Origin of the sequence: Pseudomonas aphyarum (genome assembly GCF_028657055.1) — a bacterium.
Taxonomy (GTDB): Bacteria; Pseudomonadota; Gammaproteobacteria; order Pseudomonadales; family Pseudomonadaceae; genus Aquipseudomonas; species Aquipseudomonas aphyarum.
Map to the genome: position 1 here is coordinate 20,958 of NZ_JAMDGS010000008.1, position 19,892 is coordinate 40,849.

General features: G+C 59.8%; 23 protein-coding genes, 1 tRNA gene and 1 pseudogene. 17 read left to right on the forward strand and 8 right to left on the reverse strand.

Features of this window, described 5'->3' with window-relative positions:
- The 4 genes and pseudogenes from M5G18_RS12465 to M5G18_RS12480 form a co-directional block, all read right to left on the reverse strand.
- Positions 1–255, reverse strand: a pseudogene (locus tag M5G18_RS12465) (Txe/YoeB family addiction module toxin).
- On the reverse strand, positions 252–506 hold the full coding sequence (locus M5G18_RS12470) for a type II toxin-antitoxin system Phd/YefM family antitoxin (protein ID WP_085684641.1): 255 nt from the start codon (positions 504–506) through the stop codon (positions 252–254). The pseudogene M5G18_RS12465 and the gene M5G18_RS12470 overlap by 4 nt, the downstream one beginning before the upstream one ends.
- Positions 507–703: 197 nt before the next feature.
- A complete protein-coding gene (locus M5G18_RS12475) occupies positions 704–2,623 on the reverse strand; it encodes an alkaline phosphatase D family protein (RefSeq protein WP_273898761.1) in 1,920 nt (639 codons plus the stop codon).
- A gap of 71 nt (positions 2,624–2,694) precedes the next feature.
- Entirely contained in the window at positions 2,695–3,441 is a 747-nt protein-coding gene (locus tag M5G18_RS12480) for a hypothetical protein (protein ID WP_273898762.1), read from the reverse strand.
- 119 nt (positions 3,442–3,560) lie between these two features.
- Here M5G18_RS12480 and M5G18_RS12485 point away from each other — a divergent pair, with 119 nt between their 5' ends.
- Positions 3,561–4,310 (forward strand): hypothetical protein, encoded by a 750-nt coding sequence (locus M5G18_RS12485; protein WP_273898764.1) that lies wholly within the window; start codon positions 3,561–3,563, stop codon positions 4,308–4,310.
- Positions 4,311–4,334: 24 nt separating this feature from the next.
- On the opposite strand, the gene M5G18_RS12490 is transcribed toward M5G18_RS12485, so the two are convergent.
- The 3 genes from M5G18_RS12490 to M5G18_RS12500 all read right to left on the reverse strand — a co-directional run bounded on the left by M5G18_RS12490 (position 4,335) and on the right by M5G18_RS12500 (position 5,318).
- On the reverse strand, positions 4,335–4,700 hold the full coding sequence (locus M5G18_RS12490; protein WP_273898766.1) for a hypothetical protein: 366 nt from the start codon (positions 4,698–4,700) through the stop codon (positions 4,335–4,337).
- Between the two features lie 110 nt (positions 4,701–4,810).
- A complete protein-coding gene (locus tag M5G18_RS12495; protein ID WP_007956700.1) occupies positions 4,811–5,140 on the reverse strand; it encodes a hypothetical protein in 330 nt (109 codons plus the stop codon).
- 93 nt (positions 5,141–5,233) lie between these two features.
- A tRNA-Leu gene (locus M5G18_RS12500) sits at positions 5,234–5,318 on the reverse strand.
- A gap of 108 nt (positions 5,319–5,426) precedes the next feature.
- On the opposite strand from M5G18_RS12500, the gene queA reads away from it, so the two are divergent.
- The 6 genes from queA (at position 5,427) to M5G18_RS12530 (ending at position 11,511) form a co-directional block, all read left to right on the forward strand.
- Positions 5,427–6,476 carry a tRNA preQ1(34) S-adenosylmethionine ribosyltransferase-isomerase QueA gene (gene queA / locus M5G18_RS12505; protein ID WP_207983870.1) on the forward strand — a complete coding sequence of 350 codons (1,050 nt, stop codon included), beginning with the start codon at positions 5,427–5,429 and terminating at the stop codon, positions 6,474–6,476.
- 14 nt (positions 6,477–6,490) lie between these two features.
- Positions 6,491–7,606, forward strand: a complete 1,116-nt coding sequence (tgt, locus tag M5G18_RS12510; protein WP_161794909.1) for a tRNA guanosine(34) transglycosylase Tgt — start codon at positions 6,491–6,493, stop codon at positions 7,604–7,606.
- A 43-nt stretch (positions 7,607–7,649) separates the two neighbouring features.
- Positions 7,650–7,985: a preprotein translocase subunit YajC gene (yajC, locus tag M5G18_RS12515; RefSeq protein WP_007956696.1), complete on the forward strand. Its 336-nt coding sequence runs from the start codon at positions 7,650–7,652 to the stop codon at positions 7,983–7,985.
- A 64-nt stretch (positions 7,986–8,049) separates the two neighbouring features.
- Positions 8,050–9,918: a protein translocase subunit SecD gene (gene secD, locus M5G18_RS12520; RefSeq protein ID WP_007956695.1), complete on the forward strand. Its 1,869-nt coding sequence runs from the start codon at positions 8,050–8,052 to the stop codon at positions 9,916–9,918.
- A 9-nt stretch (positions 9,919–9,927) separates the two neighbouring features.
- On the forward strand, positions 9,928–10,842 hold the full coding sequence (secF, locus tag M5G18_RS12525) for a protein translocase subunit SecF (protein WP_007956694.1): 915 nt from the start codon (positions 9,928–9,930) through the stop codon (positions 10,840–10,842).
- A gap of 120 nt (positions 10,843–10,962) precedes the next feature.
- Positions 10,963–11,511, forward strand: coding sequence for a glycine zipper 2TM domain-containing protein (locus M5G18_RS12530; protein ID WP_007956693.1), 549 nt, complete (start codon positions 10,963–10,965; stop codon positions 11,509–11,511).
- A gap of 98 nt (positions 11,512–11,609) precedes the next feature.
- On the opposite strand, the gene suhB is transcribed toward M5G18_RS12530, so the two are convergent.
- Entirely contained in the window at positions 11,610–12,428 is an 819-nt protein-coding gene (suhB, locus tag M5G18_RS12535) for a type III secretion system regulator SuhB (protein WP_007941397.1), read from the reverse strand.
- A gap of 145 nt (positions 12,429–12,573) precedes the next feature.
- On the opposite strand from suhB, the gene trmJ reads away from it, so the two are divergent.
- The 10 genes from trmJ (at position 12,574) to iscX (ending at position 19,891) form a co-directional block, all read left to right on the forward strand.
- Complete coding sequence (trmJ, locus tag M5G18_RS12540) at positions 12,574–13,344, forward strand: tRNA (cytosine(32)/uridine(32)-2'-O)-methyltransferase TrmJ (RefSeq protein ID WP_273898774.1); 771 nt, start codon at positions 12,574–12,576, stop codon at positions 13,342–13,344.
- 2 nt (positions 13,345–13,346) lie between these two features.
- Positions 13,347–14,123, forward strand: coding sequence for a serine O-acetyltransferase (cysE, locus tag M5G18_RS12545; RefSeq protein ID WP_007956691.1), 777 nt, complete (start codon positions 13,347–13,349; stop codon positions 14,121–14,123).
- Positions 14,124–14,291: 168 nt separating this feature from the next.
- The gene (iscR, locus tag M5G18_RS12550) at positions 14,292–14,783 is read left to right on the forward strand and encodes a Fe-S cluster assembly transcriptional regulator IscR (RefSeq protein ID WP_007956690.1); all 492 of its coding nucleotides are present in this window, start codon (positions 14,292–14,294) and stop codon (positions 14,781–14,783) included.
- 50 nt (positions 14,784–14,833) lie between these two features.
- Positions 14,834–16,048 (forward strand): IscS subfamily cysteine desulfurase, encoded by a 1,215-nt coding sequence (locus M5G18_RS12555; RefSeq protein ID WP_007956689.1) that lies wholly within the window; start codon positions 14,834–14,836, stop codon positions 16,046–16,048.
- 101 nt (positions 16,049–16,149) lie between these two features.
- Positions 16,150–16,536: a Fe-S cluster assembly scaffold IscU gene (iscU, locus tag M5G18_RS12560; RefSeq protein WP_003227907.1), complete on the forward strand. Its 387-nt coding sequence runs from the start codon at positions 16,150–16,152 to the stop codon at positions 16,534–16,536.
- 28 nt (positions 16,537–16,564) lie between these two features.
- Positions 16,565–16,888 carry an iron-sulfur cluster assembly protein IscA gene (gene iscA, locus M5G18_RS12565; protein ID WP_003227904.1) on the forward strand — a complete coding sequence of 108 codons (324 nt, stop codon included), beginning with the start codon at positions 16,565–16,567 and terminating at the stop codon, positions 16,886–16,888.
- Between the two features lie 8 nt (positions 16,889–16,896).
- On the forward strand, positions 16,897–17,418 hold the full coding sequence (gene hscB, locus M5G18_RS12570; protein WP_007956687.1) for a co-chaperone HscB: 522 nt from the start codon (positions 16,897–16,899) through the stop codon (positions 17,416–17,418).
- A 51-nt stretch (positions 17,419–17,469) separates the two neighbouring features.
- A complete protein-coding gene (gene hscA, locus M5G18_RS12575) occupies positions 17,470–19,335 on the forward strand; it encodes a Fe-S protein assembly chaperone HscA (protein ID WP_273898776.1) in 1,866 nt (621 codons plus the stop codon).
- A complete protein-coding gene (gene fdx / locus M5G18_RS12580; RefSeq protein WP_273898777.1) occupies positions 19,335–19,676 on the forward strand; it encodes an ISC system 2Fe-2S type ferredoxin in 342 nt (113 codons plus the stop codon). Before hscA ends, fdx begins: the two co-directional genes overlap by 1 nt.
- A 14-nt stretch (positions 19,677–19,690) precedes the next feature.
- Positions 19,691–19,891, forward strand: a complete 201-nt coding sequence (gene iscX / locus M5G18_RS12585; protein ID WP_273898778.1) for a Fe-S cluster assembly protein IscX — start codon at positions 19,691–19,693, stop codon at positions 19,889–19,891.
- Position 19,892 lies beyond the last annotated feature (1 nt).

The following is a 19,892-nucleotide window of genomic DNA, read 5'->3' on the forward strand; positions in this document are numbered from 1 at the left end:
TCAATAGTGAAATCTGCAGGTTATGACGCAGATTTCGCCGTCTACGATTGCATAGACCAGGCGATGCTCGGCAGTTATCCGCCGTGACCAGAAGCCGCTCATGTTGTGTTTGAGCGGCTCCGGTTTACCCAAGCCTTCAAAGGGTTGGCGCTGGATCGCTTTGATCAGAAGATTGATTCGTTTGAGACCGGCCTTATCGTTTTGCTGAAACCATAAAGTAGTCTTTCAGCCCGTTGGCGTGAACTGGATTTTTATTCTTCGAACAGCTGCCTGACTTTGGCTTTTCCAGCGCGCATTTCGCCAATCGATTTGATCAAGCGCTCGGCATTGGCCGGAGAACGCAGCAGATAAGCCGTTTCTTCCAGCGCGTTGTATTCGGCCAGAGACATCATGACTACAGGCTCGCCTTTTTGACGGGTTACCAACAATGGGGCGCAGTCTTCATTCACGCGTTCCATGGTTTCAGCCAAGTGCGCACGAGCTGTGGTGTAGTTGATAGTGTCCATCTCACACCTCGCTTGATGCAAAGAACGTTCAGAAATGAGTACAGGGCGACAAGGCGACTCCTACCCGTGGTTGTGCCACAGACGGGCTGCCTGCGGGGTGCTGAGTATCACCGAAGTCTCATCGAGACGTTTCTGAGACGTCTGTAATCTGATTCCGACGAGCCTGCCATCTCTCTCGCGCTCTACGTGAGATTTTTCTAATCAGGGTAGTCCGACAAATCCGGCGCCAGCATCCGGGTCTTCGGTGCGCCATTCGAGTTGTGCTGGATGATGTCGTTCGGCTGTCCCTGTCGATTGAAAAACACCTGACCAATCCCCGCCGAATTCCACAACCGTTCACCCGCTTCGGCGTGTTCCGGCACGTACGGGACGATGCGCATGCGGCGGCGTTTGGTCAGCCAGTTGAGCGGCGAGCGCGGTGAGTAGAGCCAGCGGTTGAGGCGGTCGAACCATTCCAGCAGGGTCGGCGGGAATTCGTTCTTGATGCCGCTGCTGGTGATCTGCCAGATGCGCGGGCCGGCCTTGCGATGTCGGATCAAGACTTCGTAGACGAAGGAATAATGCACGTCGCCTGACAGCACCACGTAGCTGCCCGGTGTACGCGAGTGTCGGAAAATGTTCAGGATCACCTGAGCTGCGCCGCGATGGGCCATCCAGTTTTCCGCGTCGACCAGCAGTGGATAACCGCACCAGCTGAACACTCGCTGCACGGTTTCGATCAGCTTCACACCGAAGATCGGTGCCGGCGAAACGATGATCGCCGAAGGGTGGTCGAGCAGTTCCTGCTGCAGTTCGCTCAAGGCTTCCCAGTCCAGCAGGCCCGACGGCTGCTTGAGCGCCATCTCGCTGCGCCAGCGTCGGGTGCGGGTGTCGAGCACCACCAGCGCCGGGCTGGTCGGCAATACGAAATGCCATTGCTGAAAACGCAGCAGTTCCTCAATCAATCCGTCCTGCACGGGAGCGTCGAGATAGCGGTCATCGCCGCTGGCGCTCAGGCCTCGGGTTTTCTCCAGCACTGCGCTAAATGCATCCGGATTGTTGCCCCAGCCCTGACACAACATGTAGGCGATCAGCGCGTTGCCGATGATGCGTTTGGAGAACGGATGGCCGTAGGCCGTTTCCTCCCATTGCGCGGACAGGTTCCAGTCGTCGGTGATGTCGTGGTCATCGAAAATCATCAGGCTCGGCAAGTGCGCCAATGCCCGGGCCACCTGGCCGAGGCCGGCCTTGAAACCGTCGATGCGGGTCTGCTCGAGGGCATAGCGCTTGAGGCGTTCTGGCGTCAGTGTCGGCGGCTGCGGATGGACCAGTGCCCAGGGTGTTGGCGACCACACGAGCAAATACATGGCCATGACTTCGGCGAACGTCACAAGGTGATTGTCGGCGCTGCTGCTGGTGAAAATCGGTTTGCGCGCACCGCCGAAGAAGCGCTCGCGCAGTGTCTCGTTACTTTCCAGTGCCGGTAGCAAATCCGCGCGATGGTAGTAGCTGGCCGGGTGTTCGTAGAGTTTCGCGCTGTCGCTGACCACCGCGCCTTCGAGGTGCTCACCGAACAGACCGAGGCGCTCGATCAGGGCATGAATCGCCCGCAGCATCGGGCCGGCCACGTCGTCGGCGTAGACCTGATCACCGCTCATCATCAGCAGGGCAGGGCGTTGCTGCGGATCGGTTTCGGCGGCCAGCAACCGGTCAACGCAGAGCAGGCCGTCGGCGGCCGGGTGATGGGGCTTGCGGCAGGAGCCGTGGAGCAACTGGTCGATGCGCGAGCGCAGGACGAAGTTCGGGCTGGTGGCGTTGTCGTAGAGCAGGTGTGGCGCCCAGTCGGCGATCGGCTGCTGGCCATTGATCAACAGGTCGTAGTCGATGCGGGTGTCGCAGGGCAGGGCGGTTTCCAGCGGAACATCGATCAGGTGAACAAACGCCCGGATGCCCACAGGAATGACCGTACATTTCCCCGCATCCAGTGGAATGTCTCCTACGCCTTGCAGACGTAAGGTCAACGACAGTTCGCGGCTGCCGACCAGCCAAAGCACCAAGCGCGTCGGTTCCAGTCGGCGCAGCAACGGCCCGGCCAGAACAGCAGGCAACGGGCTCAGTTCATCAGGTGTCGGAGGCATCGGGGGAAAAGCTCAAGGCGCACAGGCCGGCGATGATAGCGCAGCCGGCGCCTCGAACCCTTAAACCAGGCTTAAGAGCGTGCTTTTTCCAGCTTCAGCGCCAGCAGGCGCCATTCGGCAGGTGTCGCGTCGACTCTTGGCTGTTCCTGTACGGAGCAGTCGAAGCGGTACGTCACATCGTCGCCATTCATGTTCCGCGCGGTAACGGTGTTGCTGAAGGAGTAAACCTGATCCTTGAAGCGTTGCGGCGCCAGGCTTTTACTATCGGCAAACCGGGCAGATGCGGGGAAGCGCAAGGTGCTGGTCACGAACGGGCTGCACATGACATACGCGAGCATCGACTTGTCGCCCTGCGCATCGGCGCGCAGTTTTTTGCTCAGCGCCGCCAGGGCCTTGCGCCCCTCATCGTCACTCTGGTCGATCACGGTTTGCACCGACATCGTCTTCGGCGCGCGACTGGCGTAGTTCGGCAGCAACGCGGAATCCGCTGGAGAGGGCTTGTTGTCCGGCTCGATAGCCGCAAACGCCGGCGCGTCTTTTAGCGCAGCGGGGCTTGCAACCGCCTCGGCTTCCGGTAGCAACGAAGTCGGCTCCGCTTCCTGCTGTGCCATGACGTTTTCAGTCTGCGCGGCTTCGTAGTGATGCGCCGACGGGAACAGTGAAAAGGTGATCGCCAGCACCACCATCGAAACAATGAAACCGCCCGCTGCACCGACCAGGTGGCCGTAAAACAAATGCCAGCTGCCGCGGTTTTTCACCACCCAGCGCCACATGAAACCCCAGGCCGCAACAAAAGCCAGAAAACGCAGAAACTCCATTCGATCCTTTCCTTAAACCTGAAAACAGTGCGTCGCGCAGAGTGAGTCCTGACGATGGACGGCAAGATAACAAAATAGTAGCTTCGCGCCACTTTCCTGATTCCGGTAATGGACTACTCATGTCAAAAGTCGCCCCTGCTCTGCGTCTGCTGTGTGCAATCACTTTCGCCAGCGCCATGACCCCGGCATTCGCCGCCTGGAAAGAACACCCGGAAAACAGCTGGAAGTATTACCTCGCCAATTGTCAGCGCATGCAGGAAAAAATGGCCGACGTCCAAAGCGGTCGCGTGCCCGGCGCCTTTGAGGTGATGGGCGATCTGGAGAGCAGCCAGGGGAGCATGAATGAGCACCGCCCAAATCTGCCTCCCCAATACCTTGCCTCCCGGGAATTCGCTCAATGCGAAAACGTGGCGGCCGAGGCCGATGCGATGATTGCCCGTGGCAAAGCCGAGTTCGCCGACAGACTGAACCAGGCCGCCGAGCAAGGCCGGATCGCCCACCAGAACTCCCCCGAATACCAACGCGCCCGTTCACTCGGCTACAGCGATGTCGGCGAAATCTCCTTCCTCAAACTTCACGAAGACATGGACGGTGAAGCGCGCCTGAAAACCATGCTGATTACCGTCGATGAAGTCTGCGGCCAATACTTTCGCGCCACGCAATATGTGAAGCCGTACGTGATCTACACCGTTCGGCCGTCGGATGGCGGGTGTGGTGAGGAAAAGCGCGTGGCGATCGTCGGCGGCAGGTCGGTGGAGAAGGGCGATTACATCGATGAGCGGGGAGAGTTTCAGTACGTGGGCTGGAAGAAAATTGTCGGTGCGGATGGGTTTGCGACGGATATTCGGGTGTTGAAGGCTCGGCGCTGACTGCCAAACAGTCACGCCGTCCAGTCACGAGTGGGGGAAATAATTCACTGCCAGAAACATCAGGGTGGCCATGCCGGCGGCCAGGCCACACACCGCGCCGAGCAACTGACGTGCAACCGGATGTTCGGGTTGACGGCGATTGGCAATCCACAGCCATACCCCCGCCAGAACGCCCGCGCTGGTGATGAACACCACCAGACTGCGATTCAGGTTGGGTGTCGCCATCGACGTACCAATGACTGCGTCGTAAATCAGCGTGAACACAATGCCGGTAACCACGGCACTTCCGGCGCCAGCAAGGTTGGCCAGCAACAGGTTCCACTCACCCCGTTGCTTCACCACCCAGAGCCAGGCTCCAGCCATTACCAGCAAGCACAGCAAAGCATCCATTTTGGTTTATTCCCGAGTGCGCGATAAATGAGGCGGTTGACCGGCCTCTAGCGAGTGGACGGCAAGATATCAAAATAGAAGCTGCGCGCCACTTTCTTCATCTGCGTAGCTTAAAGAATGTCCTTCAAATAACCCTTGAGCGCGAGGAGCGGCTGATCCAGCTGCTCCAGCGACTGCGCCTGGCTGAAGTCCGTCGACAACTTGTGCAGTTCCCGCCCCAACGGTTTCTCGACGCCACCCAACGCATCCATCGCCAGCGCCAGGCACTCGTTCATCTTGAACTGGATCGTCTCGACATCACCCCGGCGCACCAGCAGTTCGAACACGTCTTTCTGATAGTCGCCCATGACCATGTCATCGCGCAGAATCGGGCTCAAGCCTTCTTCCTCGTACGCGAGTTTGAGGGAGAACAGGGCGACGGTTTCCAGTGACGTTTCCATGCGGTGAACCTGTGTGAGATCTCGCCGGAGAGCCAGCGGCACTTTCCAGCAGGCGAAAAAAAAGGCCTTGCTAAGCAAGACCTTTCTTAATTTTGGTGCCCCGAGGGAGACTCGAACTCCCACTCCTTTCGAAAACGGATTTTGAATCCGCCGCGTCTACCAATTCCGCCATCAGGGCTCAATGGCGGCGAAGTATAGAGAGGTGCCTACCGTTGGTCAATCACGTTTCATGGTCAATTTTCGATATTTCCGCTAGACTTTCCGGCCCTGCTAGACGAACCCCATCATGCGCGTTGCTGACTTTACCTTCGAGCTTCCTGATTCGCTGATTGCCCGCCATCCTTTGGCCGAGCGTCGCGGTAGTCGCCTGTTGACCCTGGATGGGGTCAGCGGCGCCCTGGCACACCGTCAATTCACTGATCTGCTGGAGCATTTGCGCCCGGGCGATCTGATGGTGTTCAACAATACCCGGGTGATTCCGGCGCGCCTGTTCGGGCAGAAGGAGTCCGGCGGCAAGCTGGAAATCCTCATCGAACGCGTGCTTGATTCCCACCGCGTGCTGGCCCATGTGCGTTCCAGCAAGTCGCCGAAGCCGGGTTCGAAGATCCTGATCGACGGCGGCGGCGAAGCCGAGATGCTGGCGCGTCACGATGCGCTGTTCGAGCTGGGGTTTGCCGAAGAAGTGCTGCCGCTGCTCGATCGCGTCGGCCACATGCCGTTGCCTCCTTATATAGACCGCCCGGACGAAGGTTCGGATCGCGAGCGCTATCAGACCGTGTATGCCGAGAAGCTCGGCGCGGTGGCGGCACCGACCGCCGGGCTGCATTTCGATCAGACGCTGATGGAAGCGATCGCCGCCAAGGGCGTCGAGACTGCGTTCGTCACGCTGCACGTCGGCGCTGGCACCTTCCAGCCGGTGCGCGTCGAGAAGATCGAAGATCACCACATGCACAGCGAATGGCTGGAGGTCGGTCAGGACGTGGTCGATGCAGTCGCCGCTTGCCGTGAGCGCGGCGGTCGAGTCATCGCTGTCGGCACCACCAGCGTGCGTTCGCTGGAAAGCGCCGCCCGCGATGGCGTGCTCAAGCCGTTCAGCGGCGACACCGACATCTTTATCTTCCCGGGCCGGCCGTTCCATGTGGTCGATGCCCTGGTCACCAATTTCCATTTGCCCGAATCCACGCTGTTGATGCTGGTTTCGGCATTCGCCGGTTATCCGGAAACCATGGCTGCCTACAAAGCCGCGGTCGATAACGGATACCGCTTTTTCAGCTACGGTGATGCGATGTTCATCACCCGTAATCCCGCCCCCCGCGGCCCAGAGGAATCCGTATGAGTCGCACCTGTCGTATGTCTTTCGAGTTGCTTGCCACCGATGGCAAGGCTCGTCGTGGTCGTCTGACCTTCCCTCGTGGCACCGTCGAGACCCCGGCCTTCATGCCGGTGGGCACCTACGGCACGGTCAAGGGCATGTTGCCGCGTGACATCGTCGCCACCGGCGCGGAGATCATTCTGGGCAACACCTTCCACCTGTGGCTGCGCCCGGGTACCGAAGTGATCAAGGAACACGGCGACCTGCACGATTTCATGCAGTGGAAGGGCCCGATCCTGACCGACTCCGGCGGTTTCCAGGTGTTCAGTCTCGGTGCCATGCGCAAGATCAAGGAGGAGGGCGTGACCTTCGCCTCCCCGGTCGACGGCTCGAAAGTGTTCATGGGCCCGGAAGAGTCGATGCAGGTCCAGCGTGATCTGGGCTCGGACATCGTGATGATCTTCGACGAATGCACCCCGTACCCGGCTGACGAAGACGTGGCCCGTGTGTCCATGGAGCTGTCGCTGCGCTGGGCCCAGCGTTCGAAGAATGCCCATGGCGACAACACGGCGGCGCTGTTCGGCATCGTTCAGGGCGGCATGCACCAGGACCTGCGCATGCGCTCGCTGGAAGGCCTGGACAAGATCGGTTTCGACGGCCTGGCCATCGGCGGTCTGTCGGTGGGCGAGCCCAAGCACGAAATGATCAAGGTGCTGGACTACCTGCCGGGCATGATGCCGGCTGACAAACCTCGTTACCTTATGGGCGTTGGCAAACCGGAAGATCTGGTTGAGGGTGTGCGCCGCGGTGTGGACATGTTCGATTGCGTGATGCCAACCCGTAATGCCCGCAACGGGCATCTGTTCATTGATACAGGCGTGCTGAAGATCCGTAACGCGTTCCATCGCCATGATGATTCGCCTCTGGATCCGACCTGCGATTGCTATACCTGCCAGAACTTCTCCCGCGCTTATCTGCATCATCTGGACAAGTGCGGCGAAATGCTCGGCAGCATGCTCAATACCATCCACAATTTGCGCCATTATCAGGTGCTGATGGCTGGTTTGCGCGAGGCTATTCAACAGGGTACATTGGCCGCCTTTGTCGATGCCTTCTACGCCAAACGCGGGCTTCCCGTTCCGCCTTTGGACTGAGTTTTCTGACCCCAAGATTCAACATTTGCAACTGGAGTGCTAAATGAGCTTTTTTATCTCTAATGCCATGGCTGACGCGGCTGCACCGGCTGCAGCGCCTATGGGCGGCGGCTTCGAGTGGATTTTCCTGGTCGGCTTCCTGGTTATCTTCTACCTGATGATCTGGCGTCCACAGGCCAAGCGCGCCAAAGAGCAGAAGAACCTGCTGAGCAGCCTGCAGAAGGGCGACGAAGTGGTCACCACCGGCGGCATCGCCGGCAAGATCACCAAAGTGGCCGATGACTTCGTGGTTCTGGAAGTTTCCGACACCGTGGAAATGAAGTTCCAGAAGGGCGCCATCGCCGCCACGCTGCCAAAAGGCACGCTGAAAGCGATCTAAGGTTCCAACTTCTACTCAATCGACGGGGCGCGCAAGGCGCCCCGCGTTCATAACGGGCGGCGTGATGCTGAACAAATATCCTCTGTGGAAATACATTCTGATCCTGGCGGTGCTGGCGATCGGTCTGATTTATTCCGCTCCGAATCTATACCCCGATGACCCGGCCATTCAGATCAGCGGCGCCAGCACGGCCCTGCAGGTCAATCAGGCCGATCTGGATCGCGTGAGCACCGCGCTCAAGGAATCCGGGATCAACGTCAAGGCTTCGAGCCTGGCTGCGAACGGCAAGGGCGGTCTGATCCGTCTGACCAAGGCTGAAGACCAGCTGCCGGCCAAGGACGTTGTCCGCAAGGCATTGGGTGATGACTACGTCGTCGCGCTGAACCTGGCACAAACCACCCCGCAATGGCTGCGCAGCGTGGCCGCGCACCCGATGAAGCTGGGTCTGGACTTGTCCGGTGGTGTGCACTTCCTGCTGGAAGTGGACATGGACAAAGCCCTCGACGCCCGCCTGAAAGTCTACGAAGGCGACGTCAAGAGCCTGTTGCGCAAAGAGAAACTGCGTTATCGCAGCCTGCCGCAACTCAATGGCGCCATTCAGCTGGGCTTCAGCGATGCTGATTCCCGCGAACAGGCCCGTGCGCTGATCCGCAAGAATTTCAACGATTTCGACATTGTTCCGGCCGACCTCAACGGTCAACCGGTGCTGCGTCTGGCGATGACCCCGGCCAAGCTGGCGGAAATCCGTGAATACTCCATCAAGCAGAACTTGACCACGGTACGTAACCGCGTCAACGAGCTGGGTGTTGCCGAACCGATCGTCCAGCGTCAGGGCGCCAACCGTATCGTGGTTGAGCTGCCGGGCGTACAGGACACTGCCGAAGCCAAGCGTATCCTCGGCAAGACGGCCAACCTCGAGTTCCGTCTGGCTGCAGAGCCGGGCGCTTCGAAAGCCACTTCCGAGACCTTCGAATTCCGCGAAGGCAAGCGTCCTCCTGCCCAGATCGAACGTGGCCTGATCATCACCGGTGACCAGGTGACTGACGCCAAGGCCGGTTTCGGCGAACACGGCACGCCTGAAGTGAACATCCGTCTGGATGGCCACGGTGGCGAGCTGATGAGCCGCGCAACCCGCAGCAACGTCGGTCGCAGCATGGCGGTGATCTTCATCGAGCAGCGCCCGGTCACCACTTACACCAAGCAAGTGGTCGATGGCGTCGAGAAAGACGTCGCGGTGCAGACCTTCAAGGAAGAGAAGAAGATCATCAGCCTGGCGACCATTCAGTCGCCGCTGGGTGCGCAATTCCGTATCACCGGCCTGAACGGCCAGGGCGAGTCGTCCGAACTGGCGCTGCTGCTGCGTGCCGGTGGTCTGGCTGCTCCGATGTACTTCGCTGAAGAACGCACCATCGGCCCGAGCCTGGGTGCGGACAACATCACCAAGGGTATCGATGCATCGCTGTGGGGCATGCTGTTCGTCTCGCTGTTCATCATCGCCATCTACCGTTTCTTCGGCCTGATCGCCACCGTTGCACTGGCGGTGAACATGGTGCTGCTGCTGGCGCTGATGTCGCTGCTGGGTGCCACGCTGACCCTGCCGGGTATCGCCGGTATCGTGTTGACCATGGGTATGGCGGTCGACGCCAACGTACTGATCTTCTCGCGGATTCGTGAAGAGATCGCCGCCGGCATGACCGTGCAGCGTGCAATCAACGAAGGCTTCGGTCGGGCATTCACTGCGATTCTCGACGCCAACCTGACCACCTTGCTGGTCGGCGGCATCCTTTTCGCCATGGGCACCGGCCCGGTGAAGGGCTTCGCAGTAACCATGTCCCTCGGGGTTCTGACTTCGATGTTCACGGCCATCATGGTCACCCGCGCGATGGTCAACCTGATCTTCGGCGGTCGTGACTTCAAGAAGTTGTGGATTTAAGGGGCTGCCATGTTACGTACAATCAACTTCATGGGCGTCCGCAACTTTGCGTTCGGCGTCACTGTATTTCTGACCTTGCTGGCAATCTTCAGTGTGTTCCACAAGGGCATGAACTGGGGTCTGGACTTCACCGGCGGTACGCTCATCGAGCTGACCTACGAGCGTCCGGCCGATGTCACCAAGGTGCGCGAGCAACTGGTTTCTTCCGGTTACCACGAGGCCGTGGTGCAGAACTTCGGCGCGACCACCGATCTGCTGGTGCGTATGCCGGGTGAAGACCCGCAGCTGGGCCATCAGGTGGCGGAAGCGCTGCAGAAGGTCGGCGGCGACAACCCGGCGACCGTCAAGCGCGTCGAGTTCGTCGGCCCGCAGGTCGGTGAAGAACTGCGCGACCAGGGTGGCATGGGCATGCTGCTGGCGCTCGGCGGCATCCTGATCTACCTGGCTTTCCGCTTTCAGTGGAAGTTTGCGGTCGGCGCCATCGTGTCGCTGATTCACGACGTGATTGTGACCGTGGGTATCCTGTCGTTCTTCCAGATCACCTTCGACCTGACGGTGCTGGCGGCGGTGCTGGCGATCATCGGTTACTCGCTCAACGACACCATCGTCGTGTTCGACCGGGTGCGTGAGAACTTCCGCGTTCTGCGCAAGGCCACGCTGATCGAGAACATCAACATCTCGACCACGCAGACCCTGTTGCGGACCATCGCGACCTCGGTTTCGACCTTGCTGGCGATCGCGGCGCTGCTGTTCTTCGGCGGTGACAATCTGTACGGCTTCTCCCTGGCGCTGCTGGTGGGTGTTCTGGCGGGTACCTACTCGTCGATCTACATCGCCAACGTGGTGCTGATCTGGCTGAACCTGTCGACCGAAGACCTGATTCCGCCGGTCAACACCGAGAAGGAAGTCGACGACCGTCCATAACGGCCATCGTTTTCCCGGTTGTCAGTCAAAAAAGACGCGAGTTGAACTCGCGTCTTTTTTTTTGCTCCAAGGCTGGGAGAAGCGCGGGCGCGTCCCGCATGTGATGGTCAGGAGGTTCATGTGAACAAGTCGTTGCTGGTTGGTGCGGTATTGGGTGCTGTCGGTGTGACTGCCGGGGGTGCTGTTGCCACCTACAGCCTGGTTAAAAGCGGCCCTGAGTATGCGCAAGTGCTGGCCGTAGAACCGGTCAAAACACAGATCAAGACTCCACGTGAAGTGTGCAAGGATGTGACGGTGACCCGGCAGGCGCCGGTGAAAGATCAACACCAGATCGCCGGCACCGTGGTCGGTGCGCTGGCGGGTGGTCTGCTGGGTAACCAGATCGGCGGCGGCACCGGCAAGAAGATTGCCACGGTGGCCGGTGCGGTCGGTGGTGGTTACGCCGGTAACAAGGTTCAGGAGGGTATGCAGGAGCGTGATACCTACACCACGACTCAGACTCGCTGTAACACGGTGAATGACATCAGCGACAAAGTCGTGGGTTATGACGTCCGGTATTCGCTGGACGGCAAGGAAGGCAAGGTGCGCATGGATCGTGATCCGGGCAACCAGATTCCGGTCGACAAGGAAGGCAAGCTTATCCTGTCGCAGAACGAGCCAGGCCAGTAACGGGTTGATGGCTTATAAGAAAAGCACCCTTCGGGGTGCTTTTTTCATGCCCATAAAAAAACACCCCGAAGGGTGTTTTTTTTGGTTTCGCGAAACGCTTAGCGCTTCAGCGAGGCCGGCAGGTGCGGCTGGATCGCCGTCAGGACTGCCTTGAAGCATTTGGTGTTGCCGGCAACGACGTGGCCTTTCTCAAGGAAGTCGTGACCGCCGGTGAAGTCGCTCACCAGGCCGCCTGCTTCTTGAATCAGCAGGGCGCCAGCGGCCATGTCCCACTCGGACAGACCCGACTCCCAGAACGCGTCGAAACGGCCGGCGGCCACGTAAGCCAGGTCCAGGCTCGCCGAACCGGCGCGGCGGATGCCGGCAGTCTGGCCAACCAGGGCGCGGAACATGCCCAGGTAGTTGTCGAGGTTGTCCATCTGGTCGTCACGGAACGGGAAACCGGTACCGAGCAGAGCGCCGTCCAGGCTGGTGCGACCGCTGACACGCAGGCGACGACCGTTCAGTTGAGCGCCGCGACCACGGCTGGCAGTGAACTCTTCCTGGCGAACCGGATCCAGAACAACGGCGTGTTCCAGGCGGCCACGGTATTTGCAGGCAATGCTGACAGCGAAGTGAGGAATGCCGCGCAGGAAGTTGGTGGTGCCGTCCAGCGGATCGATGATCCACAGGTATTCTTCGCCTTCGATGCCGGTGCCGGCGTGCAGGCCGGTCTCTTCACCCATGATCGAGTGATTCGGGTAAGCCTTGCGCAGGGCGTCGATGATTTTCTGTTCGGCGGCGCGATCGACCTCGGATACGTAATCCTTGGCGTCTTTTTCGTCGACCTTGATGGTATCCAGGCGCTCGATGGAGCGGAAGATCAGTTCACTGGCGCTGCGGGCGGCGCGCAGCGCGATATTCAGCATGGGCTGCATGGATGTGTCACCTAAGGTTGTTAAAGAAAGCCGCGCATTCTATCAGAACTTTTCTTCAGGTGAAGGTCGCTGTTCGCTTTCATAGCTTAACGGTAGGCTGTTCTGTAAGATTTGCACCCCTTTGCCGAGTCCGAGAGCGCCCGCCGTGCTGGAAAATATTCGTGTCGTCCTGGTCAATACCAGCCATCCGGGAAACATCGGCGGGACCGCGCGCGCCATGAAAAACATGGGCCTGTCGCGGCTGGTGCTGGTTGATCCGCGCGTCTTTCCGCATCACGAAGCCGATGCCCGTGCTTCCGGTGCCGGTGACATCCTTGAAAACGCGCAAGTCGTCGCCACCTTGGAAGACGCCCTGGTCGGTTGCAATCTGGTGCTCGGTACCAGTGCCCGTGACCGGCGCATTCCCTGGCCATTGCTGGACCCGCGCGAGTGCGGGACCAAAGTGGTCGAGGAGGCCGGGCAGGGCGCGGAAATCGCGCTGGTGTTCGGTCGTGAAGATTCCGGCCTGACCAATGACGAGCTGCAGCGATGTCACTATCACGTGCACATCCCCTCCGATCCTGAGTTCAGCTCGCTGAACCTCGGGGCGGCGGTGCAGGTGTTGAGTTATGAAGTGCGCATGGCGTGGCTGGCTGCACAAGGTCAGCCGACCAAGATCGAGAAGGAAGAAGTGGCCTCCGTGAAAAGCGCAGAGCTTGCGACCATGGATGAGCTGGAGCGGTTCTATGAACACCTGGAGCAGACTCTGGTGGCCATCGAATTCCTCGATCCGGAAAAGCCGCGGCACTTGATGGCGCGCCTGCGCCGGTTGTACGGACGCAGCTCGGTCAGCCGGGCGGAAATGAATATTTTGCGTGGCATCCTCACGGAAACCCAGAAAGCGGCCCGTGGCGAGCTCCTTAAGCGGAAGGATTAATGATGTTCGAGCGTTTGCGTGAAGATATCCAGAGCGTATTCCACCGAGACCCGGCGGCGCGTAACGCTTTTGAAGTCCTGACCTGCTACCCCGGCATGCATGCAATCTGGATTCATCGACTGGCCGGCATGCTCTGGCGCAATGATCTGAAATGGCTGGCGCGGCTGGTGTCGAACTTCGGTCGCTGGCTGACCGGGATCGAGATTCATCCGGGTGCCAAGGTCGGTCGACGCTTCTTCATCGACCACGGCATGGGCATCGTGATCGGCGAAACCGCTGAAATCGGCGATGACGTGACGATCTATCAGGGTGTGACCCTGGGTGGTACCAGCTGGAACAAGGGCAAGCGTCACCCGACACTCGGCGATGGCGTTGTAGTGGGGGCGGGCGCGAAGGTGCTCGGTCCGTTCACTGTGGGTGCCGGCGCCAAGGTCGGTTCCAATGCCGTGGTCACCAAGGAAGTGCCTCCGGGCGCCACTGTAGTGGGGATTCCGGGCCGGATCATCGTCAAGTCCGATGATGAGGCCGACGCCAAGCGCAAGGCGATGGCCGAGAAGATCGGCTTCGACGCTTACGGCGTCAGCGAAGACATGCCCGATCCGGTGGCGCGTGCCATTGGCCAGTTGCTCGATCACCTGCAAGCGGTGGACGGACGTCTGGAGGGAATGTGCGGTGCGCTGAAGGATCTGGGCAGTAATTACTGTGCGAAAGATCTGCCCGAGCTGCGTGAAGAAGACTTTGCCTGCGTCAAGGGCAAGGACGAATCCAAGCTCCACTGACGCACTTGCAGGGCTGCTGCCGACCGGTGTGCCATTAGGCCGCAGACCCTGCTATCATTCGCGCGCTCTTTTGCGGGTAAACCCGACTAAAGCACTAGGTCTTATAGTTGACTTAAATGCTCGGGAATTGCATACTCCCGCCCATTCCGAACTCCGTGGTAATTGTCCATGCGACTGACTACAAAAGGCCGATACGCCGTGACCGCCATGCTTGACCTGGCGTTGCACGCGCAACACGGGCCGGTGTCCCTGGCCGATATCTCCGAGCGCCAAGGCATCTCCCTGTCCTATCTCGAACAGCTTTTCGCCAAGCTGCGCCGCAGTAACCTGGTTTCCAGTGTTCGCGGTCCGGGCGGTGGCTACCAGCTGTCCCGCGACATGCAGGGCATCCAGGTGGCTCAGGTGATCGATGCGGTGAACGAATCGGTCGATGCAACCAAATGCCAGGGCCAGGGCGACTGCCACTCCGGTGACACCTGCCTGACCCATCACCTGTGGTGCGACCTGAGCCTGCAGATTCACGAATTTCTCAGCGGTATCAGCTTGGCCGACCTCGTAACTCGCCGTGAGGTGCAGGAAGTGGCCCAGCGTCAGGATCAGCGTCGTTGCAATGGCAAGGCGCCGCGCCTGGACAAGATTGAAGCGTCCGCCGTCGAATGACAGCCAGAGAGCTAGCGGCACGCCAGCCAGCCTGATTTAGGAGATAGTCCATGAAATTGCCGATTTACCTTGATTACTCTGCGACCACCCCGGTCGATCCGCGCGTTGCGCAAAAAATGAGTGAATGCCTGCTGGTCGACGGAAACTTCGGTAACCCGGCGTCCCGTTCCCACGTGTTCGGCTGGAAAGCCGAAGAGTCCGTCGAAAACGCCCGTCGTCAGGTGGCCGATCTGGTCAACGCCGACCCCCGTGAAATCGTCTGGACCTCCGGTGCCACCGAGTCCGACAACCTGGCAATCAAGGGTGCGGCACATTTCTACGCCTCCAAGGGCAAGCACCTGATCACCTCCAAGATCGAACACAAGGCTGTCCTCGACACCATGCGCCAACTGGAGCGTGAAGGTTTCGAAGTCACCTACCTCGATCCAACCGAAGATGGCCTGATCACCCCGGCCATGATCGAAGCCGCGCTGCGCGAAGACACCATCCTGGTGTCGGTGATGCACGTGAACAACGAAATCGGCACCGTCAACGACATCGCCGCCATCGGCGAGCTGCTTCGTTCGAAGGGCATTCTGTTCCACGTCGACGCCGCTCAGTCCACCGGCAAGGTCGAAATCGACCTGCAGAAACTGAAAGTCGACATGATGTCGTTCTCCGCCCACAAGACCTACGGCCCTAAAGGCATCGGCGCGCTGTACGTCAGCCGCAAGCCGCGTGTGCGCATCGAAGCGACCATGCACGGCGGCGGTCACGAACGTGGCATGCGTTCCGGCACCCTGGCGACTCACCAGATCGTCGGCATGGGCGAAGCGTTCCGTGTGGCCAAGGAAGACATGGCTGCCGAAAACGTTCGTATCAAAGCGTTGAGCGACCGCTTCTACAAGCAGGTCGAGCACCTGGAAGAGCTGTACGTCAACGGCAGCCTGACCGCTCGCGTTCCGCACAACCTTAACCTGAGCTTCAACTACGTTGAAGGCGAGTCGCTGATCATGGCGCTCAAGGATCTGGCGGTTTCGTCCGGTTCGGCCTGCACCTCGGCCTCGCTTGAGCCTTCGTACGTACTGCGCGCCCTGGGCCGCAACGACGAACTGGCACACAGCTCGATCCGTTTCACCTTCGGCCGTTTCACCACCGAAGAAGAAATCGACTACGCCGCGCAGAAAGTCTGCGAGGCCGTTACCAAGCTGCGCGCTCTGTCGCCGCTGTGGGACATGTACAAAGACGGCGTCGATATCTCGAAGATCGAGTGGGCGGCACACTAAATATAGAAGCCGCCGGATACAGATCCTGTAGCGACGCGGCGGTTTACGCAGCGCAGTTGCAGGGTCTCAAGAGCGGCCCTGATGAGTGAGGATTGAGAATCATGGCTTACAGCGAAAAGGTCATCGACCACTACGAAAACCCGCGCAACGTCGGCAAGATGAACGCGGAAGATCCTGATGTCGGCACCGGCATGGTCGGCGCTCCGGCGTGCGGCGACGTGATGCGTCTGCAAATCAAGGTCAACGATCAGGGCGTTATCGAAGACGCCAAGTTCAAGACCTACGGCTGCGGTTCGGCTATCGCCTCCAGCTCCCTCGCTACCGAGTGGATGAAGGGCAAGACCCTGGACGAAGCTGAAACCATCAAGAACACTCAGCTGGCCGAAGAACTGGCCCTGCCGCCAGTGAAAATCCACTGCTCGGTTCTCGCTGAAGACGCCATCAAGGCCGCCGTTCGCGATTACAAGCAGAAGAAAGGCTTGATCTAAGCATTGGGCGACGAGTAAGGAGTCAACGATGGCTATCAGCATGACAGAAGCGGCTGCTCGACACGTGCGACGCTCCCTCGACGGGCGCGGCAAGGGTGAAGGGATTCGTCTGGGTGTTCGCACCACGGGCTGTTCCGGCCTTGCCTACGTGCTGGAGTTTGTCGACGAGGTGGTTGCAGAAGATCAGGTGTTCGAGAGTCACGGCGAAAAAGTGATCATCGACCCGAAAAGCCTGGCCTACCTCGACGGCACCGAGCTCGACTTCGTCAAGGAAGGGTTGAACGAAGGCTTCAAGTTCAACAACCCCAACGTACGCGGTGAATGTGGCTGCGGCGAAAGCTTCAACATCTGAGGCTTGTCGTGGGTATTCCTTGTCATTTCGCTTTATTCGAGCTGCAACCGGGCTTTCGTCTGGATCTCGAGCAGTTGGCCACGCGCTATCGCGAGTTGGCGCGCGGCGTTCATCCTGACCGCTTTGCCGATGCTTCCGAGCGCGAGCAGCGGTCGGCGCTCGAGCAGTCTGCACGGCTCAACGATGCCTACCAGACGCTCAAGAGTCCGGCCCAGCGTGCACGCTACCTGCTGACCATCAGCGGGCACGAAGTGCCGATGGAAGTCACCGTCCATGATCCCGAGTTTCTTCTGCAGCAGATGCAATGGCGCGAAGAGCTCGAAGATCTGCAGGACAGTGCCGATCTGGACGGTGTCGCGGCCTTCAAGCGTCGCCTGAAAACCGCCCAGGAAGAGCTCAACGAAAGCTTCGCGGCCTGTTGGGATGATGCAGCGCAACGCGAACAGGCCGAACGCCTGATGCGGCGCATGCAGTTCCTCGACAAGCTCACCTACGAAGTGCGCCAGTTAGAAGAGCGCCTCGACGATTAACCCAGTGCCGCTCCGGTCGCACGCCTGATATACAGATAAGTCCTGATCACGATGGCCCTACTGCAGATCGCCGAACCCGGCCAAAGTCCTCAACCGCACCAGCGTCGTCTGGCTGTGGGGATCGACTTGGGCACTACCAATTCGCTGGTCGCTGCGTTGCGCAGTGGTCTTTCCGAGCCGCTGGCCGACGCCGAAGGGCGGGTCATCCTGCCTTCCGCCGTGCGTTATCACGCCGATCGCGTCGAAGTCGGCGAGTCAGCCAAACTGGCTGCGTCCTCCGATCCCCTGAACACCGTGCTGTCGGTCAAGCGCCTGATGGGTCGTGGTCTGTCCGACGTCAAGCAATTGGGCGATCAACTGCCGTACCGCTTTGTCGGCGGCGAATCGCACATGCCGTTCATCGACACCGTGCAGGGGCCGAAAAGCCCGGTCGAAGTCTCTGCCGATATCCTGAAAGTATTGCGTCAGCGCGCTGAAGCCACCCTTGGCGGTGAGCTGGTGGGCGCGGTGATCACCGTTCCGGCGTACTTCGACGATGCTCAGCGCCAGGCTACCAAGGACGCGGCGAAACTCGCCGGTCTAAACGTGCTGCGTCTGCTCAACGAGCCGACTGCAGCAGCGGTGGCATACGGTCTGGATCAGCATGCCGAAGGCCTGGTCGCCATTTACGACCTGGGCGGCGGCACCTTCGATATTTCGATTCTGCGCCTGACTGGCGGTGTCTTCGAAGTCCTCGCTACTGGCGGCGACAGCGCGCTGGGTGGCGATGATTTCGACCACGCGATTGCCGGCTGGATCATCGAGAGCGCCGGTTTGTCCGCTGACCTCGATCCGGGCGCACAGCGCAGCCTGCTGCAAACCGCCTGCGCCGCTAAAGAAGCCCTGACGGATGCTGACTGTGTTGAAGTTGCCTACGGCGACTGGAAAGCACAGCTGACCCGCGAAGCCTTCGATGCGCTGATCGAGCCAATGGTTGCCCGCAGCCTGAAAGCCTGCCGCCGCGCCGTGCGCGATTCCGGCGTCGAGCTGGAAGACGTGCACGCCGTGGTCATGGTCGGTGGCTCGACCCGTGTTCCACGTGTTCGCGAAGCCGTCGCCGAAGCCTTCGGTCGTCAGCCGCTGACCGAAATCGACCCGGATCAGGTGGTGGCCATCGGTGCCGCGATCCAGGCCGATACGCTGGCTGGCAACAAGCGCGATGGCGGTGAACTGCTGCTGCTCGACGTGATCCCGCTGTCCCTGGGGCTGGAAACCATGGGCGGCCTGATGGAGAAGGTGATTCCACGTAACACCACCATCCCCGTTGCTCGCGCCCAGGACTTCACCACTTACAAAGACGGCCAGTCGGCCATGGCGATCCACGTGTTGCAGGGCGAGCGTGAGCTGATCAGCGATTGCCGCTCTTTGGCTCGCTTCGAATTGCGCGGCATCCCGGCGATGGTAGCCGGTGCGGCGAAAATTCGTGTGACCTTCCAGGTCGATGCCGACGGTCTGCTCAGCGTTTCTGCCCGTGAACTGGGCTCGGGCGTTGAAGCGAGCATTCAGGTCAAGCCGTCCTATGGTCTGACCGACGGCGAAATCGCCAAGATGCTGAAAGATTCGTTCCAGCACGCCAATGACGACAAAGTCGCCCGCGTTCTTCGCGAGCAACAAGTCGATGCCCAGCGTCTGATCGAAGCGGTGCAGGGCGCTCTTGAGGCGGATGGCGAGCGTTTGCTCGACGCTGAAGAGCGCATGGTCATCGATCTGCAGGTGCAGGAACTGACCGAACTGATGAAAGGCACCGATGGTTACGCCATCGAGCAGCAGACCAAGCGTCTGTCGCAAGTGACCGATGCTTTTGCAGCCCGTCGTATGGATCAGACGGTGAAAGCCGCTCTGTCGGGGCGCAATCTGAATGAAATCGAGGATATCTGATGCCGCAGGTCATTTTTCTGCCCCACGAGAAGTTTTGCCCTGAAGGCATGGTTGTTGACGCTGCGCCTGGCACGTCGATCCTCGAACTGGCTCACGAACACCACATCGAGATGGAAAGCGCCTGCGGCGGCGTCTGCGCCTGCACCACTTGTCACTGCATCATTCGCGAGGGTTTCGAATCGCTGGAAGAAGCCGACGAGTTGGAGGAAGATTTCCTTGATCGTGCCTGGGGTCTGGAAGCCCAGTCGCGCCTGGCTTGTCAGGCGATCGTCGGTGAAGAAGACATCACCGTCGAAATTCCGAAATATTCGCTTAACCATGCGGCCGAAGCGCCGCACTGACTGGTAAGACTGTCATGAGCTACGGTTGGAATGATGTTCAACGTATTGCAGAAGAGCTGGCGGAAGGCAAGCCGGGTGTAGATCCGTTTTCTGTCAATTTCGTCGACCTGCAGCGATGGATCATGGAGCTGCCTGACTTCGACAACAACTCTGGCCGTGTCGGCGAGAAGGTGTTGGAAGCGGTTCAGCAGCTCTGGAATGATGAAATAGACTGAT

What these genes read in the sequence shown, in the direction of transcription:
- yajC (WP_007956696.1), top strand. Translation starts at nt 7,650, where the DNA reads ATGAGCTTTTTTATCTCTAATGCCATGGCTGACGCGGCTGCACCGGCT.
- fdx (WP_273898777.1), top strand. Translation starts at nt 19,335, where the DNA reads ATGCCGCAGGTCATTTTTCTGCCCCACGAGAAGTTTTGCCCTGAAGGC.
- hscA (WP_273898776.1), top strand. Translation starts at nt 17,470, where the DNA reads ATGGCCCTACTGCAGATCGCCGAACCCGGCCAAAGTCCTCAACCGCAC.
- iscA (WP_003227904.1), top strand. Translation starts at nt 16,565, where the DNA reads ATGGCTATCAGCATGACAGAAGCGGCTGCTCGACACGTGCGACGCTCC.
- M5G18_RS12495 (WP_007956700.1), bottom strand. Translation starts at nt 5,140, where the DNA reads ATGGAAACGTCACTGGAAACCGTCGCCCTGTTCTCCCTCAAACTCGCG.
- M5G18_RS12480 (WP_273898762.1), bottom strand. Translation starts at nt 3,441, where the DNA reads ATGGAGTTTCTGCGTTTTCTGGCTTTTGTTGCGGCCTGGGGTTTCATG.
- M5G18_RS12470 (WP_085684641.1), bottom strand. Translation starts at nt 506, where the DNA reads ATGGACACTATCAACTACACCACAGCTCGTGCGCACTTGGCTGAAACC.
- M5G18_RS12475 (WP_273898761.1), bottom strand. Translation starts at nt 2,623, where the DNA reads ATGCCTCCGACACCTGATGAACTGAGCCCGTTGCCTGCTGTTCTGGCC.
- cysE (WP_007956691.1), top strand. Translation starts at nt 13,347, where the DNA reads ATGTTCGAGCGTTTGCGTGAAGATATCCAGAGCGTATTCCACCGAGAC.
- suhB (WP_007941397.1), bottom strand. Translation starts at nt 12,428, where the DNA reads ATGCAGCCCATGCTGAATATCGCGCTGCGCGCCGCCCGCAGCGCCAGT.
- M5G18_RS12485 (WP_273898764.1), top strand. Translation starts at nt 3,561, where the DNA reads ATGTCAAAAGTCGCCCCTGCTCTGCGTCTGCTGTGTGCAATCACTTTC.
- iscU (WP_003227907.1), top strand. Translation starts at nt 16,150, where the DNA reads ATGGCTTACAGCGAAAAGGTCATCGACCACTACGAAAACCCGCGCAAC.
- tgt (WP_161794909.1), top strand. Translation starts at nt 6,491, where the DNA reads ATGTCTTTCGAGTTGCTTGCCACCGATGGCAAGGCTCGTCGTGGTCGT.
- secF (WP_007956694.1), top strand. Translation starts at nt 9,928, where the DNA reads ATGTTACGTACAATCAACTTCATGGGCGTCCGCAACTTTGCGTTCGGC.
- iscX (WP_273898778.1), top strand. Translation starts at nt 19,691, where the DNA reads ATGAGCTACGGTTGGAATGATGTTCAACGTATTGCAGAAGAGCTGGCG.
- iscR (WP_007956690.1), top strand. Translation starts at nt 14,292, where the DNA reads ATGCGACTGACTACAAAAGGCCGATACGCCGTGACCGCCATGCTTGAC.
- M5G18_RS12490 (WP_273898766.1), bottom strand. Translation starts at nt 4,700, where the DNA reads ATGGATGCTTTGCTGTGCTTGCTGGTAATGGCTGGAGCCTGGCTCTGG.
- queA (WP_207983870.1), top strand. Translation starts at nt 5,427, where the DNA reads ATGCGCGTTGCTGACTTTACCTTCGAGCTTCCTGATTCGCTGATTGCC.
- secD (WP_007956695.1), top strand. Translation starts at nt 8,050, where the DNA reads ATGCTGAACAAATATCCTCTGTGGAAATACATTCTGATCCTGGCGGTG.
- M5G18_RS12555 (WP_007956689.1), top strand. Translation starts at nt 14,834, where the DNA reads ATGAAATTGCCGATTTACCTTGATTACTCTGCGACCACCCCGGTCGAT.